This window comes from Kocuria sp. CNJ-770 (assembly GCF_001942375.1).
Taxonomy (GTDB): Bacteria; Actinomycetota; Actinomycetes; order Actinomycetales; family Micrococcaceae; genus Kocuria; species Kocuria oceani.
The window spans coordinates 127882-147629 of sequence record NZ_MKJW01000078.1 but is presented as its reverse complement, the minus strand read 5'-3'; the positions used below and the strand labels follow the sequence as shown (position 1 = coordinate 147629).

19 protein-coding genes are annotated in these 19748 nt (G+C 71.1%); 15 read left to right on the top strand and 4 right to left on the bottom strand.

Annotated features, from left to right (window positions below; translation table 11 throughout):
* The first annotated feature begins 383 nt into the window (after positions 1-383).
* Both BJF77_RS21410 and BJF77_RS05045 read left to right on the top strand, forming a co-directional pair.
* Complete coding sequence (locus BJF77_RS21410; RefSeq protein WP_255396137.1) at positions 384-506, top strand: hypothetical protein; 123 nt, start codon at positions 384-386, stop codon at positions 504-506.
* A complete protein-coding gene (locus tag BJF77_RS05045; RefSeq protein ID WP_075871470.1) occupies positions 503-1408 on the top strand; it encodes a CPBP family intramembrane glutamic endopeptidase in 906 nt (301 codons plus the stop codon). Before BJF77_RS21410 ends, BJF77_RS05045 begins: the two co-directional genes overlap by 4 nt.
* 15 nt (positions 1409-1423) lie before the next feature.
* Here the strand turns inward: BJF77_RS05045 and BJF77_RS05040 are convergent, their stop codons facing one another.
* On the bottom strand, positions 1424-2212 hold the full coding sequence (locus BJF77_RS05040) for a FadR/GntR family transcriptional regulator (RefSeq protein WP_075871469.1): 789 nt from the start codon (positions 2210-2212) through the stop codon (positions 1424-1426).
* A gap of 74 nt (positions 2213-2286) precedes the next feature.
* On the opposite strand from BJF77_RS05040, the gene BJF77_RS05035 reads away from it, so the two are divergent.
* The 13 genes from BJF77_RS05035 to BJF77_RS19905 all read left to right on the top strand — a co-directional run bounded on the left by BJF77_RS05035 (position 2287) and on the right by BJF77_RS19905 (position 14142).
* Positions 2287-3165 (top strand): carbon-nitrogen hydrolase family protein, encoded by an 879-nt coding sequence (locus BJF77_RS05035; protein ID WP_083664974.1) that lies wholly within the window; start codon positions 2287-2289, stop codon positions 3163-3165.
* Between the two features lie 10 nt (positions 3166-3175).
* Positions 3176-4528, top strand: a complete 1353-nt coding sequence (locus BJF77_RS05030; RefSeq protein WP_075871468.1) for an APC family permease — start codon at positions 3176-3178, stop codon at positions 4526-4528.
* Between the two features lie 27 nt (positions 4529-4555).
* Positions 4556-5347, top strand: a complete 792-nt coding sequence (locus BJF77_RS05025) for a carbon-nitrogen hydrolase family protein (protein ID WP_075871467.1) — start codon at positions 4556-4558, stop codon at positions 5345-5347.
* Between the two features lie 76 nt (positions 5348-5423).
* Positions 5424-5987: a hypothetical protein gene (locus BJF77_RS05020; RefSeq protein ID WP_075871466.1), complete on the top strand. Its 564-nt coding sequence runs from the start codon at positions 5424-5426 to the stop codon at positions 5985-5987.
* 233 nt (positions 5988-6220) lie between these two features.
* A complete protein-coding gene (locus BJF77_RS05015; protein WP_075871465.1) occupies positions 6221-6790 on the top strand; it encodes a GIY-YIG nuclease family protein in 570 nt (189 codons plus the stop codon).
* A 125-nt stretch (positions 6791-6915) separates the two neighbouring features.
* The gene (locus BJF77_RS05010) at positions 6916-7983 is read left to right on the top strand and encodes a LacI family DNA-binding transcriptional regulator (protein WP_075871464.1); all 1068 of its coding nucleotides are present in this window, start codon (positions 6916-6918) and stop codon (positions 7981-7983) included.
* Positions 7984-8268: 285 nt separating this feature from the next.
* Positions 8269-9516 (top strand): M20 family metallo-hydrolase, encoded by a 1248-nt coding sequence (locus tag BJF77_RS05005; RefSeq protein ID WP_075871463.1) that lies wholly within the window; start codon positions 8269-8271, stop codon positions 9514-9516.
* Between the two features lie 79 nt (positions 9517-9595).
* Positions 9596-10321, top strand: a complete 726-nt coding sequence (locus BJF77_RS05000; protein ID WP_047803631.1) for a DUF5058 family protein — start codon at positions 9596-9598, stop codon at positions 10319-10321.
* Positions 10322-10348: 27 nt separating this feature from the next.
* On the top strand, positions 10349-10618 hold the full coding sequence (locus tag BJF77_RS22515) for a hypothetical protein (RefSeq protein ID WP_369821362.1): 270 nt from the start codon (positions 10349-10351) through the stop codon (positions 10616-10618).
* Entirely contained in the window at positions 10615-11079 is a 465-nt protein-coding gene (locus tag BJF77_RS22510) for a hypothetical protein (protein WP_369821361.1), read from the top strand. The genes BJF77_RS22515 and BJF77_RS22510 overlap by 4 nt, the downstream gene beginning before the upstream one ends.
* 67 nt (positions 11080-11146) lie before the next feature.
* Positions 11147-12376, top strand: a complete 1230-nt coding sequence (locus BJF77_RS04990; RefSeq protein ID WP_075871462.1) for an amidohydrolase — start codon at positions 11147-11149, stop codon at positions 12374-12376.
* Positions 12373-13827: an amidase gene (locus tag BJF77_RS04985; protein WP_075871461.1), complete on the top strand. Its 1455-nt coding sequence runs from the start codon at positions 12373-12375 to the stop codon at positions 13825-13827. The genes BJF77_RS04990 and BJF77_RS04985 overlap by 4 nt, the downstream gene beginning before the upstream one ends.
* A gap of 132 nt (positions 13828-13959) precedes the next feature.
* Positions 13960-14142: a hypothetical protein gene (locus BJF77_RS19905; protein WP_139318442.1), complete on the top strand. Its 183-nt coding sequence runs from the start codon at positions 13960-13962 to the stop codon at positions 14140-14142.
* A gap of 98 nt (positions 14143-14240) precedes the next feature.
* On the opposite strand, the gene BJF77_RS04980 is transcribed toward BJF77_RS19905, so the two are convergent.
* The 3 genes from BJF77_RS04980 to BJF77_RS04970 are packed head-to-tail and all read right to left on the bottom strand — an operon-like array spanning position 14241 to position 19648.
* Entirely contained in the window at positions 14241-15971 is a 1731-nt protein-coding gene (locus tag BJF77_RS04980) for a DUF3320 domain-containing protein (protein WP_075871460.1), read from the bottom strand.
* Positions 15958-16953 carry a hypothetical protein gene (locus BJF77_RS04975; protein ID WP_139318441.1) on the bottom strand — a complete coding sequence of 332 codons (996 nt, stop codon included), beginning with the start codon at positions 16951-16953 and terminating at the stop codon, positions 15958-15960. The genes BJF77_RS04980 and BJF77_RS04975 overlap by 14 nt, the downstream gene beginning before the upstream one ends.
* Complete coding sequence (locus BJF77_RS04970) at positions 16907-19648, bottom strand: DUF4011 domain-containing protein (protein WP_075871458.1); 2742 nt, start codon at positions 19646-19648, stop codon at positions 16907-16909. The genes BJF77_RS04975 and BJF77_RS04970 overlap by 47 nt, the downstream gene beginning before the upstream one ends.
* Positions 19649-19748: the final 100 nt, after the last annotated feature.

The window sequence follows — 19748 nt, the reverse complement described above, 5'->3', positions numbered from 1 at the left end:
CAGCTCGCGTAGTCGGTCACGGTCTTGATCCTGCATGTCCCCAGTCTGGCCGGACCGAGCCGGTCAGCGCCCGACCGTCCTTGCTCTGTGCAGCGCCGCGTTGCGGGCGGCACGCCCTTCCGGACGTCAGAGGTCCGTGCTGCAGGCGGGCGTACGGGTGCTCGTCCTCCGTCGTCGATGGCCGATGACACACAAGCACGGCTGGCGGTCCGCCCTTGCCCCGGCTTCCTCGGGGGCGCACTGTGAGTGGCACACCCCAGGGCCGGCAGCGGCGAGTCAGATGCTGGAGCCAGGCCGGAGGAGATCAGCCCATGGGCCGCCGTTCCGATCCACCCCGTCGGCCGCCCGGCGCCGCGTGGGAACCCGATGCGGGAGCCGGTGCCGTGCACGGCCTGATGTCGGTGCTGGTCTTCGGCGCGCTGATGGTCGTCGTTCGCGCCCGGGGACGGCTGGGCCTGCCGTCCCCGGGCACGGACGACCTGCACCGGTCGGGAGGAACTCCATGACCCCGTCGACCCCGGCCCCCCGGGACACCGGCCGCCGCTCCCGGGACGGTTCCCCGGCCCGGCGCCGGCCCGTGACGGTCTTCCTCCTCCTGGCCCTGGGCCTGGGGTGGGCGGCGCTGACGGTCCCCGTGGTCATCGGGGCTCCGGTGGAGCCCTTCCTGCTGGCCATGACCTTCGTCGCACTGCTGGGCTCGGCCCTGCTGGTGACCCGCCTGGCGGACGGTCCGGGCGCGGTCCGGCGGTTGCTGGGCCGGGCCTTCGCCTGGCGCTTCGGCGCGGCACGCTGGGGGGTGGTCCTGCTGGGCATCCCGGTGCTCACCCTGGCGCTGGCCGCGGTCACCGGTACCCTGCGCAGTCCGCCGAGCGGCTGGGCGGCCGAGGCGGGGTGGTACCTGTTCAGCACCCTCGTCTACGGGGCCCTGGTGCTCAACCTGTGGGAGGAGACCGCGTGGGGCGGGTTCCTCCAGTCCCGGCTCACCGCCCGCCACGGACTGGTGGTCGCCGCGCTGCTCACCGGCCTGCCCTTCGCGGGGATCCATCTGCCGCTGTACCTGGCCGAGGGCTGGAGCGGGGAGACCGCCCGGGACCTCGTGCTGCTCTTCCTGCTCGTGCCTGTCTACCGGTACCTGCTGGGCATGCACCTGCTGGACACGGGCGGCAGCGTGCTGGCCATCGGTGTCCAGCACGCCTCCTGGAACGCCGCCGGGAGCCTCGGCGCGGTCGAGGGCGAGTGGCAGGTGATGGTGGCCGTGGTCCTGCTCACCCTCCTGATGGCGCTGGAGCGGCACGTCAGGGGCCGGGACGCCCGGCCCCTCGGCCGTGCCGCCGAGCGACGGGCCGCCGCCGGGTGGATCAGCCGGCGCGGGCCCGCCCCGGGGACCGCGGACGACGGTCGAGGATGACCGGGCAGTGCGGCGTCAGGCGGGCCCCGCCGCGTCGCCGGGCCGCCGGGCCTCCAGCAGGCCGACGAACATGGTCCGGTGCAGCCGGTCCACGTGCTGGTGGGAGACGTCCACGGCCGTCCGGCAGTCGCGGGCGGCCAGGGCACGGACCAGCCCGATGTGGTCGTGGTTGGACAGGTGCAGCTGGTCGATCGGGTACGGGATGAAGTAGCCGTAGAGCTGCTCGAGCACCCTGAGGTACTCCTCCGCGGCGTTCCCGACGGCGGCGGCCTCGGCGACCGCCCGGTGGAACTCGTCGTCGGCCTGGTGGTAGACGGACCAGCTCCGGGCCTCCGCCATTCGGCGGGTCAGTTCCTCGAGGTGCCGGAGGTGCTCGTCCGTGGCGCGGAGGGCGGCGAAGTGCGCCAGCGCGCACTCCATGAGCAGGCGGCGGTCGATCAGGCCGTGCACCTCCACGGTCTCCGCCGCCGGGACGACGAGCCGGCGCAGCGCCTCGGCGGAGGGCTGGTCGGCGACGAACGTGCCGCCGCTGCGCCCGCGCCGCCGGACCAGCACACCGTCGTCGGCGAGGCTCATGAGCGCCCGCCGGGCGGTCATCGGACTGACGGAGAGCCCGCGGGCGACCTCCTCCTGGTCCGGCAGCCGCTCGCCGGGCTGGAGCATGCCCAGCGAGATGGCCATGCCGATCCGCAGGCGCACCGCGTCGATGGCGTTGCGCCGCCCGAGGCCGCCGAGCACCCCGGCGCCGAGGGCGTCTGTGGGTGCGTCGTCGTGGGCCACGCCGTCCACTGTACGGCTCGGCATCGCGCCCCTTCCTTTATTGGATCAATTGGATCTAATATAGCTCGCGTATCCCGGACCAGCAGATCGGACCCCACATGCACCGCACGCTTTCCCTGGTCGCCGCGCAGGCCGCTCCGCGCCTGATCGGCGAACCGGTGTCCGCCTTCGCCGACGAGGTCGGCGAGATCCTCCGGACCCGCCCGGACACCCGGCTGGTCGTCTTCCCGGAGCTGCACCTGTTCGGGGACGGGGACCCCGACCGGCAGCGCACCGAGGCCCTGCAGGACAGCGCCCAGCCGCTGGACGGCCCCCGCACCCAGGAGCTCCGGCAGCTGGCCGGGGACCTCGGGATCTGGCTGGTGCCCGGCAGCGTCTGCGAGCGGGGCCCGGAGGGCCAGCTGTTCAACACCCAGCTGGTGCTCTCCCCCGAGGGCGAGCTCGCCGGCCACTACCGCAAGGTCTTCCCGTGGCGCCCGCACGAGCCCTACGACCCGGGCGACCGGTTCACCACCGTCGACGTCGACGGCGTCGGGCGGCTGGGACTGAACATCTGCTACGACGCGTGGTTCCCGGAGGTCACCCGCCAGCTGGCCTGGATGGGCGCCGAGGTGGTGCTCAACGTCGTGAAGACCACCACCCCGGACCGCCGCCAGGAGGTCGTCCTGGCACAGGCCAACGCCATCACCAACCAGGTGTTCGTGGTCAGCGTGAACTGCGCCGGCCCCGTGGGCGCCGGGCAGAGCCTCATCGTCGACCCGGAGGGACGGATCCTGGCGTCCTCCGCCGACGACCGGCCGGAGCTGCTCGCCGCGGACCTTGACCTCACCCACGTCGAGCGCGTGCGCGCCGAGGGCACGGAGGGGATCAACCGCATGTGGTCCCAGTTCCGCGCCGGCGAGAGCCCCATCGACCTCCCCGTCTACGGGGGCCGGATGGACCCGGCCACCTGGACCCCGCGACCCTTCACACCCTGAGGACCTCAGCATGGAAACGACGACCCTGACCCGCACGCTGCGGCTGCCCTCGCTGGTCCTCTTCGGACTGGCCTACCTCACGCCGATCATCGTCCTGGGCATCTTCGGCGTCATCGCCGAGACCTCCGGCGGCGCCGCACCGGCGTCCTACCTCGTGGCGCTGGCCGCGATGCTGCTGACCGCGCACAGCTACGGCCGGATGGCCGCGGCCCACCCCGTGGCCGGCTCCGCCTACACCTACGTCCGCCGCTCCATCGACTCCCGCGCCGGGTTCCTGGTCGGCTGGGCGGTGCTGCTGGACTACCTGTTCCTGCCCATGGTGATCTGGCTGATCGGCGCCTCCTACCTGAACGCCCAGTTCCCCGGTGTGCCCTTCGCCGCATGGATCCTCGGGTTCGTCGTGATCACCACGGTGCTCAACGTGCTCGGGATCAAGGTCGCGGACAAGGCCAACTACCTGCTGATGGCCTTCCAGCTCCTCGTCCTGGGGTTCTTCGTCGTCCTGTCGGTCGGCGCCGTGGTCTCCGCGGCCGGGCCGGGCGGGCTGGTGAGCGCCGAGCCGTTCCTCAGCAGCACCTCCGACCTCGGGATGGTCACGGCCGGCGCCGCCATCGCCGCGTACTCCTTCCTGGGCTTCGACGCCGTCACCACGCTCACCGAGGAGGCGGTCGAGCCGCGCAAGAACATGCCGCGGGCGATCATGCTCATCGCCCTGATCGGCGGCGGCATCTTCGTGGTCGTCTCCTACTTGACGCAGCTGGTCCACCCCGGCGGCCGGTTCGAGGACACCGCCTCCGCCGCGTCCCAGATCGCCCTGCAGATCGGCGGTCAGCTGTTCGGGGCGGTGTTCCTCGCCGGTCTCGTCGTCGCGCAGTTCGCCTCCGGTCTGGCCGCACAGGCCAGCGCCTCCCGGCTGCTGTACGCCATGGGCCGGGACGCCGTGCTGCCCAAGGCCGTGTTCGGCCGGCTGGACCCGCGCTTCCGCACTCCGGTGCTGAACCTGGTCATCACCGGCGCCGTGGGCCTGATCGCGATCTTCCTGGACGTGGCGACGTCCACCTCGTTCATCAACTTCGGGGCGTTCACCGCCTTCACCCTGGTGAACCTCGCGGTGATCTTCCACTTCGTGCGCGAACGCCGCGCCGGGCACCGGCTCAACGTCCTGAGCTACGTGGTGGTGCCCGCCGGAGGCGCCCTGGTGTGCGCCTTCCTGCTGTCCCAGCTCGACGCGAACGCCCTGACGCTGGGCTCCCTCTGGCTGGTGTGTGGGATCATCGCCCTGGCCGTGGTCACCCGCGGCTTCCGCGCCGCGCCGCCGGAGATGGCCGCCACGGAGCAGCAGGTGACCCACGAGGTCGCCTGACTCCCCTGCTGCGGAAGGAACGACGGAATGCGGATCGCCGTGGGCCAGCTCCGGTCCGGCACGGACGTGGGCGCGAACCTGGCCGCGATCGCGGCCCTCGTCGAGGACGCCGCCGGCCGCGGCGCCCGGATGGTGGTGCTGCCGGAGTACGCCGCCTACCTGAAGAAGGCCGTCGACGAGACCTTCCCGCAGGTCGCCGAGCCGCTCGACGGCCCGGTGGGCACCGAGCTGGCCCGCCTCGCCTCCCGCCACCGCGTGACCGTGGTGGCGGGCGTGGTCGAGGCCTCCGAGGTCCCCGGGCGTGCGCACAACACCCTGGTGGTCCACGGCCCCGACGGGCAGCGGATGGCGCGCTACCGCAAGATCCACCTCTTCGACGCCCAGGGTTACGCGGAGTCCCGCTTCATCGAGGCGGCACCCGCCCCGGAGCCGGTGGTCTTCGACGTCGACGGGCTGCGCTTCGGCCTGCTGACCTGCTACGACCTGCGCTTTCCGGAACTGGCCAGGGCGCTGGCCGACGCCGGGGCGCAGGTCCTGCTGAGCTGCGCGGCGTGGGTGCCCGGGGAGCACAAGCTGCGGCAGTGGCAGGCCCTGTCCACGGCGCGGGCCATCGAGAACGGGGCCTACGTCGTCGGGTCGTGCCAGGCGGAGCCGATCTCGATCGGCCACTCCCTCGTGGTCGACCCCATGGGCGCGACCGTGGCCGAGCTGGGCCCCGACCCCTCCCTCGCCGTGGCCGAGGTCCTGCCGGAGCTGATCAGCTCCGCACGGCAGCGCTTCCCGATGGCCGCGCAGCGACGGCTTCCCGCCCCCGGATGACGCGCGGTCAGGCCCGGAGCACCACCTGCGTGAGGTGGCTCACCTAGACTCGGGGCCACGGAGACGAGGGACGGACATGAGCATCGAGGACCAACGGCGCTCCCGGGCGGCGGCCACGGGATCACAGGAGCCGACGTCGGACGGTCGCGCCCGCTCCGAGGCCGTGGCCCGGGAGGCCGCGGCACCGAACGCCGACCTGGAACAGGCGCTGGCCGAGGTGCGGAAGGTCGGGGTCGAGGCCAGCGAGCTGCTGCGCACGGAAGGCCTGACGCCGGCCCGGCTCGTGCACTTCCCGCCGGGCGCCCGGTCCTATCCCCTGATCGGCCGGGCGATGTCCGGGGTCCGGTGCGGATACGGGTGGCACGTCGTCCGTGGCCTGGTCGTGGGCACGGACGGCCGGCTGTGGGCGCGCACACCGGGCCCCGACGCCACCCCGCACCACGACCTGGGCGCGTGGCGGCTGGAGGTGGAGCCGCCCGGCGGCCCGGGGAAGCTGCCGCCTCCCGTGGCGTTCGACGGCGCCTCCCTGCACACCGTGCGCCGGATCTCCGAGGACGAGCACCTGAAGGTCGACCTCATCGACCGCCTCACGGACGGCTATGCCCGGTTGCTCATCCTCCACCACCGGCAGCGGTCCTGAGGGGGCGAGTCACGGCCCGGACACGGCCCCTCCCGACGGGCGGACGCACGGCCTCTCCACACCGTCGTGCCGCGCAGTGCGTCACCGACGGCGGCCTGCCCTCCTCGTGCTTACAGTCGAAGCTGTGATTGCAAAAGGAAACGGACCGTCCGAGGTGCCCTTCCCCGGCCGGTGGCGGCAGCTGGTCACGACGTGCCGCCGGCGGACGGTGCGGCAGGTGATGACGCGTGAGCATGCAGCCCACTGACTTCAGCCTGCCCAACCTCCCGCTCAGCGCCCCGCTGCAGGCGGATCCGGGCCGGGAGCGCGGCGTCTACTCCTGGTGGCTGGACACCACCCGCTGCCCCACCCCCGAGGCGGCCGGCCTGCTGCAGCTGCCGGACGTGCCGCGGCTGGTGCACGCCTCCGGCGGGGCGGAGCTGCTCTACGTGGGCCGGGCCCGCCGCAATCTGCACCAGCGCATCGTGGGCCAGCACCTGCGACGCACCCGGTCCTCGGCGCTGCGGCGCACCCTGCTGGCGGTGCTGCTGCCGGGCGACCCGTCCTGGCGGGAGGGCGCGGCCCTGGACGGGCGGGGCCGCGTGGTGCTCGGCGAGGCGCAGGAGCAGCGGCTCACGAACTGGATGCAGGAGCACCTGCTCCTCGGCTGGGCGGTCTGTGAGACCAAGGACGACGTCGACGCGCTGGAGCAGCGGTGGATCGCCGAGCACCGGCCGGTGCTGAACACGGACGGCACCGATCACGGCGCTCAGCTGGCCGAGTTGAAGGAGACCTTCCGCGCGGGCCTGCCCCGGCGGCCCTGACCCCGGCACACGGGGTCCTTCTCGACCACGCCGGCCATCGGCCGCACGTCCCGGAGCTGCTGCGGCGACCCCACGGTTCGCACGGCAGGCCGCCGCCCCGGCGGCTCACCACTTACACTCGGAGCGTGCCGAGAACCCCCAGCACGCACCGCTCCCGAGGGCCGAAGCACCCCACGCTGGCCGACGTCGCCCGCGCCGCCGAGGTCGACCCGTCGACGGTCTCCCGCACGCTCCGCCGGGGCGAGGACAGCGCCCGGACCGAGCGCGCCCGGCGGATCTGGGCGGTCGCCCGCGCCCTCGACTACCGCCCCAACCTCGCCGCCGCAGCGCTGCGGACCAACCTGACCCGCCTCATCGCCGTCTTCATCCCCCGGCTGCGGGACGAGGTGCTCGCGCTGATGTACGAGGGCATCGAGGAGACCCTGGAGGCCGCGGGCTACCAGTGCGTCGTGCTCGCCACCGGTGACGACCCCGACGTCCAGCTGGCCAAGCTGCAGATCGCCCTCCAGCGCCGCGTGGACGGCGTGCTGGTCGGCGACGCCGTCATCGGCTCGCCGTTCCTGGCGCGCGTGCGCGCCGCCGGGATCCCCTGCATCCTGTTCAACCGGCCTCGGCGCGGCTACCGCTCGATCACCATCGACGACCGGGCGGGCGGGCGGATGGCCGCCGAGCACCTCCTCGCCCGGGTCGAGGGGCCGCTGGCCGTCTACGGCGCCATGGACCACGCCCAGAACCTGATCCACCGGGTCGACGGCTTCCTCGACGCCTGCCGCGCCGCCGGCCGGGCGGTCGACCCGGAGCTGGTCTTCCACGGCGGCCTCTTCGCGGAGGACGGGCTCGGGATGGCCGAGCGGCTACTCACGCTGCCCGACCCCCCGCAGGGCATCTTCGCCGTCAACGACGCCGCGGCCGTCGGCGTCCTGGGCGAGTACGTGCGCCACGGCGCCCGCCCCGGGGAGGACGTCTTCGTGGTCGGGTTCAACAACGTCTTCCTCGCCCGGGTGATGTCCGTGCCCCTGACGACGGTCGCCAGCCCCATGCGGGAGCTCGGTGCCGCCGCGGCCACCGCCCTGCTCGAGCTCATGGCCGGCGGCCGGCCCACGTCCCGGGTCATGCCCGTCGAACTGCTCGTGCGCGCCTCGACCGGCGGACCCGGCCGACGGGCCAGGACCGAGGCGCTTCCCGGGGCCTGAATCCCCCGCCGCCGGAGACCTTCCCGTCGACGACGAAATGCAATCGATTGCGAAAACCGTTGACCCCGGCCGCCCCACCCCCTAGCGTTCGAGACATGGCTCACGTCCGCGGCGGAGCCCGGCCGGCACCCGACCGGCCACCTCCGCGGTGGACCACGACCGGCACGCCGCCGGACGGAGCCGCCGCCCGGCGGCGCGTCGCCGGGGACGGGCGCTGCCGGAGACCCTCCGGCACCGCACCGTTCCCCACCGACGGGCCGAGACCCCCGACGAGGGAGGACCCCGATGCCGTTCGACGTGGTGGAGGCGACCCAGCGGGTCCAGGAGCAGATCGACCGGCTCTCCCGGCTGCGCGCTGAGGACCGGCCCGGCTGGAGCCGGCAGGTCTTCGGCGAGCCCTACCGCGAGTCCCGCGCGTGGGTCGCCGCGACGATGCGGGAGGCGGGGCTGGAGGTCCACCGGGACGCCGCCGGGAACCTCGTCGGCCGGCTGGCCGGCACGAGCCCCTCCGCCCCGGCGCTGATGACGGGCTCCCACACGGACACCGTCGACGGCGGGGGCCGCTTCGACGGGGTGGTCGGCGTGCTCGGGGCGATCGAGGCCGCCCGCAGCATCCGCGAGTCCGGCACCCCGCTGAGCCGGGACCTGCTCGTCTTCGACTTCCTCGGCGAGGAGTCCAACGAGTACGGGCTCAGCTGCCTGGGCAGCCGGACCATGGCGGGAGAGCTGACCGCCGCCGACCTGGACCGGCGCAATTCCTCCGGGCGGTCGCTGGGCAGCGCGTACGATTCCTTCGGCCTCGACCCCTCCGCCCTGCTGGATCCCGCCCGCACGGCCCCGGGGCCGCTGCACGGGTACGTGGAGCTGCACATCGAGCAGGGACCGACCCTCGAGCGGGAGGGCGAACAGATCGGCGTGGTGACCTCGATCTGCGGGATCGAGCGCTTCGTGGCCCACTTCGCCGGCCGCGAGGACCACGCCGGCACCCGTCCGGTCGCGGACCGGCACGACGCCATGGTCGCCGCCGCCGAGGCCGTCCTGGCCGTGCGCAGCGAGGGGTGCGGCGCCCCCGGCGTCGCCACCACCACGCACGTGCGCAACCGCTCCTCCTCCCCCAACGTGGTGCCCAGCGCGGTGGACGTCTCAGGGGAGCTGCGCAGCATCGACCGGTCCTGGCTGACCGGGGCCAAGCGGCGCCTGGGCGAGCAGATCCTCAGCGCCTCCCGGGGCTACGGCGTGGACGTGGACTTCGACTGGACCTCGGACAACGAGATCGTCGAGGCCCACCCGCGCGCCTACGACCTCGTCGCGGCGACGACCGCGGAGCTGGGCTACTCCTGGCGGCCCGTGCCCAGCGGGGCCACCCACGACGCCGTGCACCTGGCCTCCCTCGCGCCGATGGCGATGATCTTCGTGCCCTCCCGCGACGGCCGCAGCCACTGTCCTGAGGAGTGGACCGACGCCGCGGACATCGGCCGCGGCGTCCACGTCCTGGCGGAGACCCTCCGCGCCCTCGACACCGCCCGGCTGTGACCGTGCGCCCCGCACCGGGCGTCCTGCCCGCCCCGACCCTCGAGCTCCCGTTCCGTCATCCCGTTCTGGAGGGACCCGCATGAGACCGCTGTCCGAGTACGTCAACCTCCCCTTCCTGTGGGTCTGCGCCCTCGGCGTCTTCGCCGTGATCATCCTGCAGACCGTCATCTACGTGCGGGCCGCCCGGACCGCCGGGCCGGACCTCGGGTTCACCAAGGAGGACCTGCGCCGGTCCTTCAAGTCCGGCGGCATCGCCGCGATCGGCCCCTCCCTCGCGGTGGTCGTCGTGGCCATCGCGCTGCTGCCGCTGTTCGGCGCGCCCGCCGTGCTCGTGCGCATCGGCCTCGTCGGCTCGGCCGCGACCGAGACCTCCTCGGCCAACCTCGCGGCCGGGACGATGGACGCCGAGCTCGGCGGCGCGGGCTGGACCCCCGAGGTCTTCGCCGTCGCATTCCTGGCCATGAGCCTCTCGGGCGGGCTGTGGATGCTGGCCACCCTGGTCCTCACGCCCATGCTCAAGCGCGGGGACACGAAGCTGCGGTCCGTGAACCCCGCCCTGATGGCCATCGTGCCCTCGGCGGCCCTGCTCGCGGCCTTCGCCTCCCTGGGCGTCGCCGAGCTGCCCAAGGGCAGCGTGCACGTCATCACCGTGGCCACCTCGGCGCTGGTGATGGCCGTGTGCCTGGTCCTGACCAAGCGCCTGAACGCCCCGTGGCTGCGCGAGTGGGGCCTCGGCATCTCCATCATCGTCGGGCTGGTCGTGGCCTACTTCGCCCACGGCGCGGGCCTCGGCCCCGCCGCCTGACCCCCGTCGCGATCCCCAGGAGCTCCCATGGCCACCACCACCAGCTCAGCAACCGCCGCCTACGCGGCCTACGACCGCACCACGTCCCGATGGGGCCGGATCACCATGACCATGGGCCTGCTGCTGTCCCTGGCCGGCCCCGCCTACCTGCTGTTCTTCAGCGGCCTGGACATCCCGCTCTCCACCGTGGTCACCGCCTACCTGGCCGTGGCCGCGGTCTTCGCCGTGCTCGCGATCGTCGAGCCCCTGACCTACTTCCCGGTCCTCGGACCGGCCGCGATGTACCAGGCTTCATGATCGGCAACATCGCCAACAAGCTGCTGCCCTCGGCGATCGTGGCGCAGGCCGCCATCGACGCCAAGCCCGGCACCCGCCGCTCCGAGCTGGCCGCCGTGATGGCGATCTGCGGCGCCGCCGTGGTGCACATCTTCTCGCTGCTGATCTTCGTCGGCATCCTCGGCACCTGGCTCGTCAGCATCGTCCCCGCCTCGATCACCGAGGTCGCCCAGCTCTACATCTTCCCCGCCATCATCGGCGCCGTGATCGTCCAGCTGGCCGCCTACGTCAAGCAGCCGCGGATCACGATCATCGCCCTCGCCGTCGGCGCGGTGGTCCAGCTCCTGCTCGTGCCCGTCCTGGGCCCGACGTTCCGGAACTTCGCGACCGCCGTGGTCGTGCTGCTGACCATGGTGCTGGCCTGGGTGCTGCGCAACCGGAAGACCCGGCACGCCGGTCCCGGGGACGAAACCCTGCTGTGATCCCACGGCCTGCCCACCCGGACGGGCCGCCCGCGCTCTACGCCCACGAATCCCACGAAAGGACGTCATGACCACCACCGTTCCCGAGGTCCCCACCGCGCTGCGCGACGACCTGCACGAGCTCTACCGCCACCTGCACCGGAGCCCCGAGCTGTCCATGCAGGAGCACGCGACCGCCGAGCTGATCCGCGACCGCATGGAGGCGCTGGGCTGCGAGACGTTCGTGTGCGGCGGCACCGGCGTCGTCGCCGTCCTGCGCAACGGCGAGGGGCCCGTCGTCGGCTTCCGCGCCGACACGGACGCCCTGCCCCTGGCCGAGGACACCGGCCTCGACTACGCCTCCACGGCCCGCGGCACCCTGCCCGACGGCACTGAGGTGCCGGTGATGCACGCGTGCGGCCACGACACCCACATCACCAGCGCGATCGGCGCCGCGACCCTGCTCGCCGGCGACCGCGACGCGTGGGCGGGCACGGTCGTGTTCCTGTTCCAGCCCGGCGAGGAGACAGCCGAGGGCGCCCGGGCCATGCTCGACGACGGGCTGTGGGACCGGGCCCCGCGCCCGGAGGTCGTCTACGGCCAGCACGTGTGGCCGGGCCGCGCCGGGCAGGTCGAGATCAGCACGGGCCCGGCCATGGCGATGGCCGACAGCTGGCGGGTCACCGTGCACGGGCGCGGCGGGCACGGCTCCCGCCCCGAGGACACGATCGACCCGGTCGTGCTGGCCGCCCACATGATCGTCCGGATGCAGAGCATCGTCTCCCGCGAGGTCCCCGCCCAGCAGTCCGCCGTCATCACCGTCGCGACCTTCCACGCTGGGCTGAAGGAGAACATCATCCCGCCGACGGCGGTGTGCACCGTCAACGTCCGCAACCTCGACCGCGCGGTCCGGGAGAAGGTGCTCGCCGCGCTGCGCCGCGTGATCCTCGCGGAGGCCGACGCCTCGGGCGCACCGGCCCCGGACATCGAGGAGCTCTACACCTTCCCCCTGCTCGTCAACGACCCTGCGGAGACGGCCGCGCTCAAGCAGGCCCTCGGGTCCGTCCTGGGCGAGGGAAACGTGCTGGACCGTCCCGCCCAGATGGGCAGCGAGGACTTCGGGCACCTGCCCGACGCCATCGGGGTGCCCGGCGTCTACTGGTTCTTCGGCGGCACGCCCGACGACGTGCTCGACGGCGGGAAGCCGGTGCCGACCAACCACTCGCCCTTCTTCGCCCCGGTCATGGAGCCGACCCTCACCACGGGCGTGACCGCCGCGGTCACGGCGATCCTCTCCCGCCTGGGCGTCGCCCGATGAGCGCCCGCGCGGACACCGCCCTGCTCGAACTCTCCGCCCGGGAGCTCTCGGCCGCGATCCGGCAGCGGAGCGTGTCCGCGCGGGAGGTCCTCGAGGCCCACTTCGCCCGGATCGACGCCGTGAACCCGGTGATCAACGCCGTGGTCACCCAGGTCCGGGAGCAAGCCTACGCGGCCGCCGCCCAGGCGGACGAGCTGACCACCACCACGCCCGCCGACGAGCTGCCGCCGCTGCACGGGGTGCCCATGACGCACAAGGACACCCACGCGACCGCCGGGATCCGCACCACCCTCGGCTCTCCGGTGTTCGCCGAGCAGGTGCCCGACCACGACGACCTGGTCGTGGCGCGCTTCCGGGCCGCCGGGGTGATCAGCACCGGCAAGAACAACGTGCCGGAGTTCGCCGCCGGCTCGCACACCTTCAACGAGCTCTTCGGCACCACGCACAACCCCTACGACCGCACCCGCAGCGCCGGCGGCTCCAGCGGCGGGGCGGCCGCGGCGATCGCGTCCCGGATCCAGCCGCTGGGGGACGGCTCGGACATGGGCGGGTCGCTGCGCAACCCGGCGGCGTTCTGCAACGTGGTCGGGTTCCGGCCCTCCGCCGGGGTGCTGCCGCTGGCGCCGTCTGCCGACGCCTGGGCGTGGCTCGCACGCTGCGGGCCGATCGCCCGCAGCGTGGACGACGTCGTCCTGGCGATGTCCGTGCTCGCCGGACCGGACCCCCGGGTTCCGCTGGCCTGCCCGGTGGAGCGGGCGGCGTTCCGCACGCTGGCCGCCGAGGAGCTGCCCGAGCCCGACGCCCGGCCGCTGGCCGGGGTGCGGATCGGGCTGAGCACGGACTTCGGGGTGGGCGTGCCGGTCGAGGCGGAGATCGTGGAGGTCCTGAGGGACCAGGCGCGGGTGTTCGAGGAGCTCGGGGCCGTGGTCGAGGAGGCGGTGCCGGACCTGCGTGACGCCGACGAGGTGTTCGATGTGACCCGGGCCTTCGACATGGCCGTGAACCTGCGGACCGTGGTCGCCGAGCACCGGGAGCTCGTGAAGCCGGAGGTCGTCTGGAACGTGGAGAAGGGGCTCGCGCTCACCGCCGGGCAACTGATGGACGCCGCCCTGGCGCGCACCCGCCTGCACGAGGCGACCCGGGCGTTCTTCGGCGACTACGACCTGCTCCTGTGCCCCACCTCCCAGGTCCTGCCGTTCCCGTCCGAAGAGCGGTGGCCGCGGACCGTGGCGGGCGTGGAGATGCAGACCTACGTGGAGTGGATGCGCTCGGCCACGCTCATCTCGGCGACGGGCTGCCCCGCGGTCTCGGTGCCGGGCGGGTTCAACCCGGGCGGGCTGCCGGTCGGGCTGCAGCTGGTCGCCGCCCACGGCCGGGACGTCGAGCTGCTGCGTGCCGCCCGCGCCTACGATGTCGCGACCCGCCACGCGGACCGGGCGCCCGTGCTCTAATGCAGATCGGCACTGCGCCGGACGCTGCCGGCGGTCCTTCAGACCGGTGACGCCAGTCGGACAGAGAGACGTCGTGCTGGACAGCCGTCGCCGGGTGATCCCGCATGCGGACGCAAAGGACCGGCTCATTATGTGGGTGACCGATCACCTGTTGCTGGGGTGGTGCCGTGCGGGCCGAAGGACGAGACAGACGCACTCGAGGCCCAGTGGATCGAGGAGCACCAGCTGGCGCTCAATATAGGTGGCACCGAGCCCGGCCGTCTCCTCATGGACCTGAAGCGCGGATTCATGACTGCCATCACCCGCCCAGGCTGAGGCATTCTTTCTCCGCATGAGACTGAGGTGCGGGCGGCGACCGGCGTGAGCGGAGAATGCCGCGCACAGTTTCGCCGAACCGAGACCGTGTCCCTACTTCACCACGTCGAACGATGAGCATCCCTAGTCAGGGCGATAAAGCACGTGACTACGGATTCAGCAGCGCCGCTTCGTTCAGACTGAAAAAGACGCGCGAGTGCCGCGATCAATTCCTCCCGTGAAACGGCGCCGACATCGCGGAGCATCATCGCGCACGCGAGACCAAGTTCATCGTCGTGGATCTGCTCCACCTTTCGAGCAGTTCCGTTCGCGGGAACGCGTACACGATCGACAGGTCGGTTCGGCAGGTCCACGAAAGCATCGTCACGCGCCACTTCCGCCAGCTCGATGGCAGCATCGATGTTGTCACGGACCCGGTAGCCGATCCGTCCGATGCCCCACGCCGATCGGAGACGGTGGTGAATCAGGTCGATGTGGACCGGTCCCTCGACCTCCGCGATTTTCTGCACCGCGGAGGCCAGGTCGGACCGACTCTCCTTCTCTGCCGGGTCCGCCCACCGAGGACGTTGCCCGACTTCGGCGAGCACGTACTCGGTCGACCACGAAGGCACAGACGAGTGCTCGACCGGTGCGGTCTCGACCTTGGGCCGTCCCAAGCGAGTCGGTGCGACTCCCGCGTCGGTGTCGTCTGCCTCGCGGACAGCATTCTCGATGGCCGCCCGCAGACGCTCCTCCTCACCCTTGCGGTCGCGGTACCAGGCGGTGCCCCAGATCCTGTGCAGCCGCCAGCCGAGCCCCTGGAGGACCTGCTCACGCAGACGATCGCGGTCCCGGGCCGCCGGCGCCGAATGGTACTGGTATCCGTCGCACTCGACACCGAGAGCGAAGATCCCCGGGCGCTCCGGGTGCCGGACTCCGATGTCGATGCGATAGCCGGCCGCGCCCACCTGGCATTCCAGGACATAGCCCCAGGAGCGGATGACACCGACCACCGACTCCTCGAACGGGCTCTCAGGCCCGAGCCCGCTGGCACCCAGGTCGACGGCCAGCGATTTCCGCCCTCGTTCGGCATAGTCGAGATAGGCGCGCAAATGTTCCACGCTTTCGTTCTCGGACGGCGGTATGTTCCCTGCTCTCAGCGAGGCGACGACCTCGACCCGCTGCCGAGCACGAGTGATGGCCACGTTGAGCCGCCGCCACCCCTTGGGCTTGTTCAGCACGCCGAAGTTCGTGGTGATCTTTCCCGCTTCGTCCGGGCCGTATCCGATGGAGAAGATGATGACGTCGCGCTCGTCGCCCTGCACGGATTCCAGTGACTTGATGAAGAAAGCGTGCAGACGGTCGGCGTTGTCGAAGAACCGATCGAGGTCTCGTCGCGTTTCTCGCGCCTTGTCGAGAGCGTCGTAGATCGCCTCCGCCTGAGCCGTCGAGAAGGTGACGACGCCGAGGGTGAGATGCGGCCGGTTGGTGAAGTGATCGATTACCCGGTCCGCGACCATCGCCGCTTCGAGAGGGTTGTCCGCTCCCCCACCACGCCGGTAGACGCCTCCCGCGTGGAAGAACTCGACGCCGACCTCCGAGCCGTCGGACTGAGCGCTCGGGTAGGTGACCAGCTTCCCGTCGTAGAACTTCTGGTTGGAGAACGCGATCAAGTCCTCATGGCGGCTGCGGTAGTGCCACTTGAGACCGAGGTTGTTGAAGGCACCACAGCCCTTGGTCAGCTCCAGCACGGACTGAAAATCGGAGACGTCGGTTTCTCCGTCCCCTTCGTCGTCCCCGACGCGCTCGAAGAACGACGTCGGGGGCAACTGCTTGTCATCGCCGGCCAAGATGAGCGCCTGGCCGCGGTAGATGCAGTTGATGGAGTCCCCCGGGGGTGACCTGAGACGCCTCGTCGAAGATGACGACGTCGAATTTCATGTCAGGAGGCAGGTACTGGCTGACCGCCAGCGGGGACATCATGAAGCACGGCTTCACGGCCAACGCGGTGTTGCGCGTTCGTGCGATCAGCTCACGGACCGAAAGGTGACGGGATTTCTTCATCCCCTCTCGTCTGATGACGCCGGGCTCGCCGACGGCGGTCATCGACGGCCGTCGCGCATTGACCGCGCGCATGATGTCACTGGCTGCGTTGAGGATCAGCTCTTTGTCGAGGTCCTGGTACCGGGCGACGAGATCATCCCGGTCATCTGCCCCGAACGGTTCGAGCCGGTCGTCACTCTGGAAGACGTGGTCGACCCACGACCTCAGCAGCGCCCGTTCGGCCACATCGGCGACAGCATCGGATGGGAGTCCCTCTTTGACGCAGAATTCGATCGCGGCATCGAGCCCGAGCACGGCGAGCTGCTCCCGCGCTTTCACGTGCGCGAACCATTCATCCTGCCCGGCGCTGTCCTCCTGCAGCTCGCGGATGAACTCCGCCGCGTTGCGATACTCGTCCAGTTCGCTCAGCAGTTCAGCATGTCGTGCCTCTGCGAACGCGTGCACGATGCGCCCTCGGGCCTCAGCCCACTTCTCGAGCGCCGGCGCCAGATTGTCGGTCCGCGACGAGGTGGCCAATGCCTCCACCTGACTCACGGTGAGAGGTCCACCCGCGAGCGAGCGCATGCGCGCGGCCCATGCCAACGAGTCGTCGAGCGCCGCCAAGTCCGTGTCGACACCCCTGTAGTGGCCGCCGAACATCTCCGCGAAGGCGTCCGCATCACGGTCGAAGCCGTCCCGAACCTTCACGGTGGAGGAGTGAAGCGTCAGGAGCTGTCCTGCCTCATCGAGGGTGACGGCTCGTCCGACTGCTGCGTCGATCGTGGCCACTCGGGCCGCCGTCTGCTTCAACGGCTCGACGTGCACGTCCAACCACGCTGTCGACGTGCCGATGGGGGCCAGGAGCAGATCGTTTCTCCCCGCCAGCAGGTGCCGGACGCAGGGATCGCTTCCAGTGCTCGAGGTCCTCGGTGATCTCCTGCACCAGGGCGCGATACGCAGCGGGAGGCTCGTCGACGGCCAAGTAGCACATCAGTGCGGACGGCATTTCGCCCTCTCGCACGAGACGCATGGCCGAGTGTGCCGTCCGCAATCCCTGGGCGACTTCGACGAAGTCCGTCTCCGCCGCACTCCAGTACGGCCCCAACGCCCCGGAGTGCTGTTCGACAGCAGATGCGTATTCGTCCGCCGCCTCTCCCCACGCAATGGCAAGATGCAGGTGCTCGATGCCCGCCTCGACGTCCGTTGAGTCGTTCAACAGTGCGGTCACGGCTCGCTTGTCCGCGCGATATGCGCCCGACAGCTTCTTCAGGCCCTTGTGGACGTTGACGAAGCGATCGTGGAGCTCGGCCACAGGAGCGTTAAGCGCCTCGTCGGTAAAGTACTCACGGGCCCTCGTCTGCACGGCGTGGAAGCGGACGATGCGCTCTTCGAGGACGGCAAGTGCCTCTTCAGCCGCCGCGTGCCCCTCACGCGTCAGCCAATCCGGATGGGGTCGCGGCGTCTCGAACCCGAGGGCGACCAACCCCAGGATCCTCTCCGCGTCCTCGTACGTCTCCACCGAGGGCATTCCGAGACGCTGTGCAAACCCGCGCAGCTGGTTGAGACACTCTTCCAGGCGGCGTGAGGCGGCCTCGAACTCGGCGGCGAGCTGTTGTGCTGACGCGGCCGTCAGACTTCCCAGGACGATGGGCGTGGGGTCCGAGGCGATGGGCGACGGCGCATCCGGCACGTGGTCGGGGGCCGGCATGGAGGTCCACGGAACACCGGCGCCGTTCAGGAACGCCTTCTCGGCGGACGCGACCGCACCGATGCCGGCCCCCAGCTTCTCGCGGCCACCGGTCAGCTCGTCCCAGCCCGCTGTGGTCAGCCATGCGTCCAGCACCCCGGGCGGCCGGCGCACGTGCTGTTCTTCGAGGAGGGTCACGAGCGTGCTAGCCTCGCTGGGGCGCACCAGTCCGAACGACGCAGCCAGTACTGCGTGCGTCGTCGTGACGCCTTCCAGTTCTTCGAGTGCGGAATTGGCCTGGTAGAGGCGTATCTCGAGGGACGACGGGTCCAGGACCTCGCGCCACAGGTACGTGCTTCCCTGCTCCGCGGGCCCCCATGCGCGTCGGAGCCGCTGGACGGTCTGCTGGAACGACTGGTAGTCGGCCTGGCTCAGGTCTGCCGGCAGCAGCTCGGGCATCGGCGCCGCAGGTGCGTGGACCAGGTGGCTCAGAAGTCCGATGACCTGGTGCAGCGACATGCCCAGCGGCAAACGCACCTCGTTCATCGCCTCTGCGTACGCATTGAGACGTTGCCGTTGGTCGGTCACGCTCGTCCGCGAGAGGGCGTCCATGCCTCGGGGCGGGATGGGTACGGTGTCGAGCGCCTTGGCGAGGCTCAACGCCACTTCCTTGCGGCTTGCCTTGTGGCTGTGCAGCTCCAGCAGATAGTTCTCCAGGCCGGCATCGGCCAAGCGGTTGCGTACCACCTCCAGTGCGGCTGCTTTTTCAGAGACGAACAGCACGCTCTTGCCGGCGTGCAACAGGGCGCCGATCATGTTCGCGATGGTCTGGGACTTGCCTGTGCCCGGCGGGCCGTCCATCACGAAGCTCTTGCCTGCCACCGCTGCGGCAATCGACGCCCTCTGGGAGGAATCTGCGTCCAGGACGAGGGGCATGTCCTCCGGGGGCGCCTGGTGATCGATGTCGGACGCCGGGATGGGGTCGAAAATGAACTCCGGGCTCTGCGACGCCGGGTCCCGCGTGCCGAGCGCTTGCACCACGGGGTGGGCAAGGACCAGTTCCTCGTTGTCCAGCAGGTCGCGGTACATCGCCTCCTTGTGGAAGGAGAACGTGGACAGGAGCACGGTCGGCTCCACGCCCCAGTGGGCGTACTGGCGCACCGATCTCCTGACGCTCTCCAGAAGGTCGTCGACGCTGGATGCCCCGGTCGTTTCGACGTCCGGCAGCGTGACACCGAGTTCACGCATTCTGAGCGTCAGTGCCGGATTGAGAACCACGTCGTCGTCGCCCACGGTGAGCGTGGGCGTGCCCTTGGGCCCCGACGGGTGGAGCTCGACGGGAACGAGCAGCAGCGGGCTTGACATCGACGTCCCGTCGACGTCCTCCCAGTTCAGCATGCCCAGCGCCACGTACAGGACGGTCAGCCCTCGATCGAGGTACTCGGCGTTGGCCTTCCGCATGAGGTTCCGAAGCGCGGCCCCCAGCTCTGCGTCGGGACGGGGACTGTGGAGCACTGCGCCTTTGGTGTCTGCATCGACCACAGGATCGGTGGTCGATTCGTCATCCTCCTCGGGCGGGTCGTCGCCGTCCTGGACCCGCCGGTCGGGGGCGCCCTGAAACCTCCATTCCGTGCCCGCCGACAAGCCGGAGAAGATTTCCTGAGGATCCGGACGGTTGATGGCCACGGTTCCGGACTTGCTGGCCTTGAACTTGATGAGTCGATTGACGCCTGAAAGGTTCACCAGCCCTTCGCGCCACACCTCGAGAGCAGCCGCGACTTCGGTGCGTTCCTTCATTTGCCCACCGTCCACATCTTTTGATCCCCCTGTGCTCAGCGCCTCTGCCCTGGGATCCTCCGGACAGGATTTTGCACCAGTTAAGTTTCATACTGTAGGT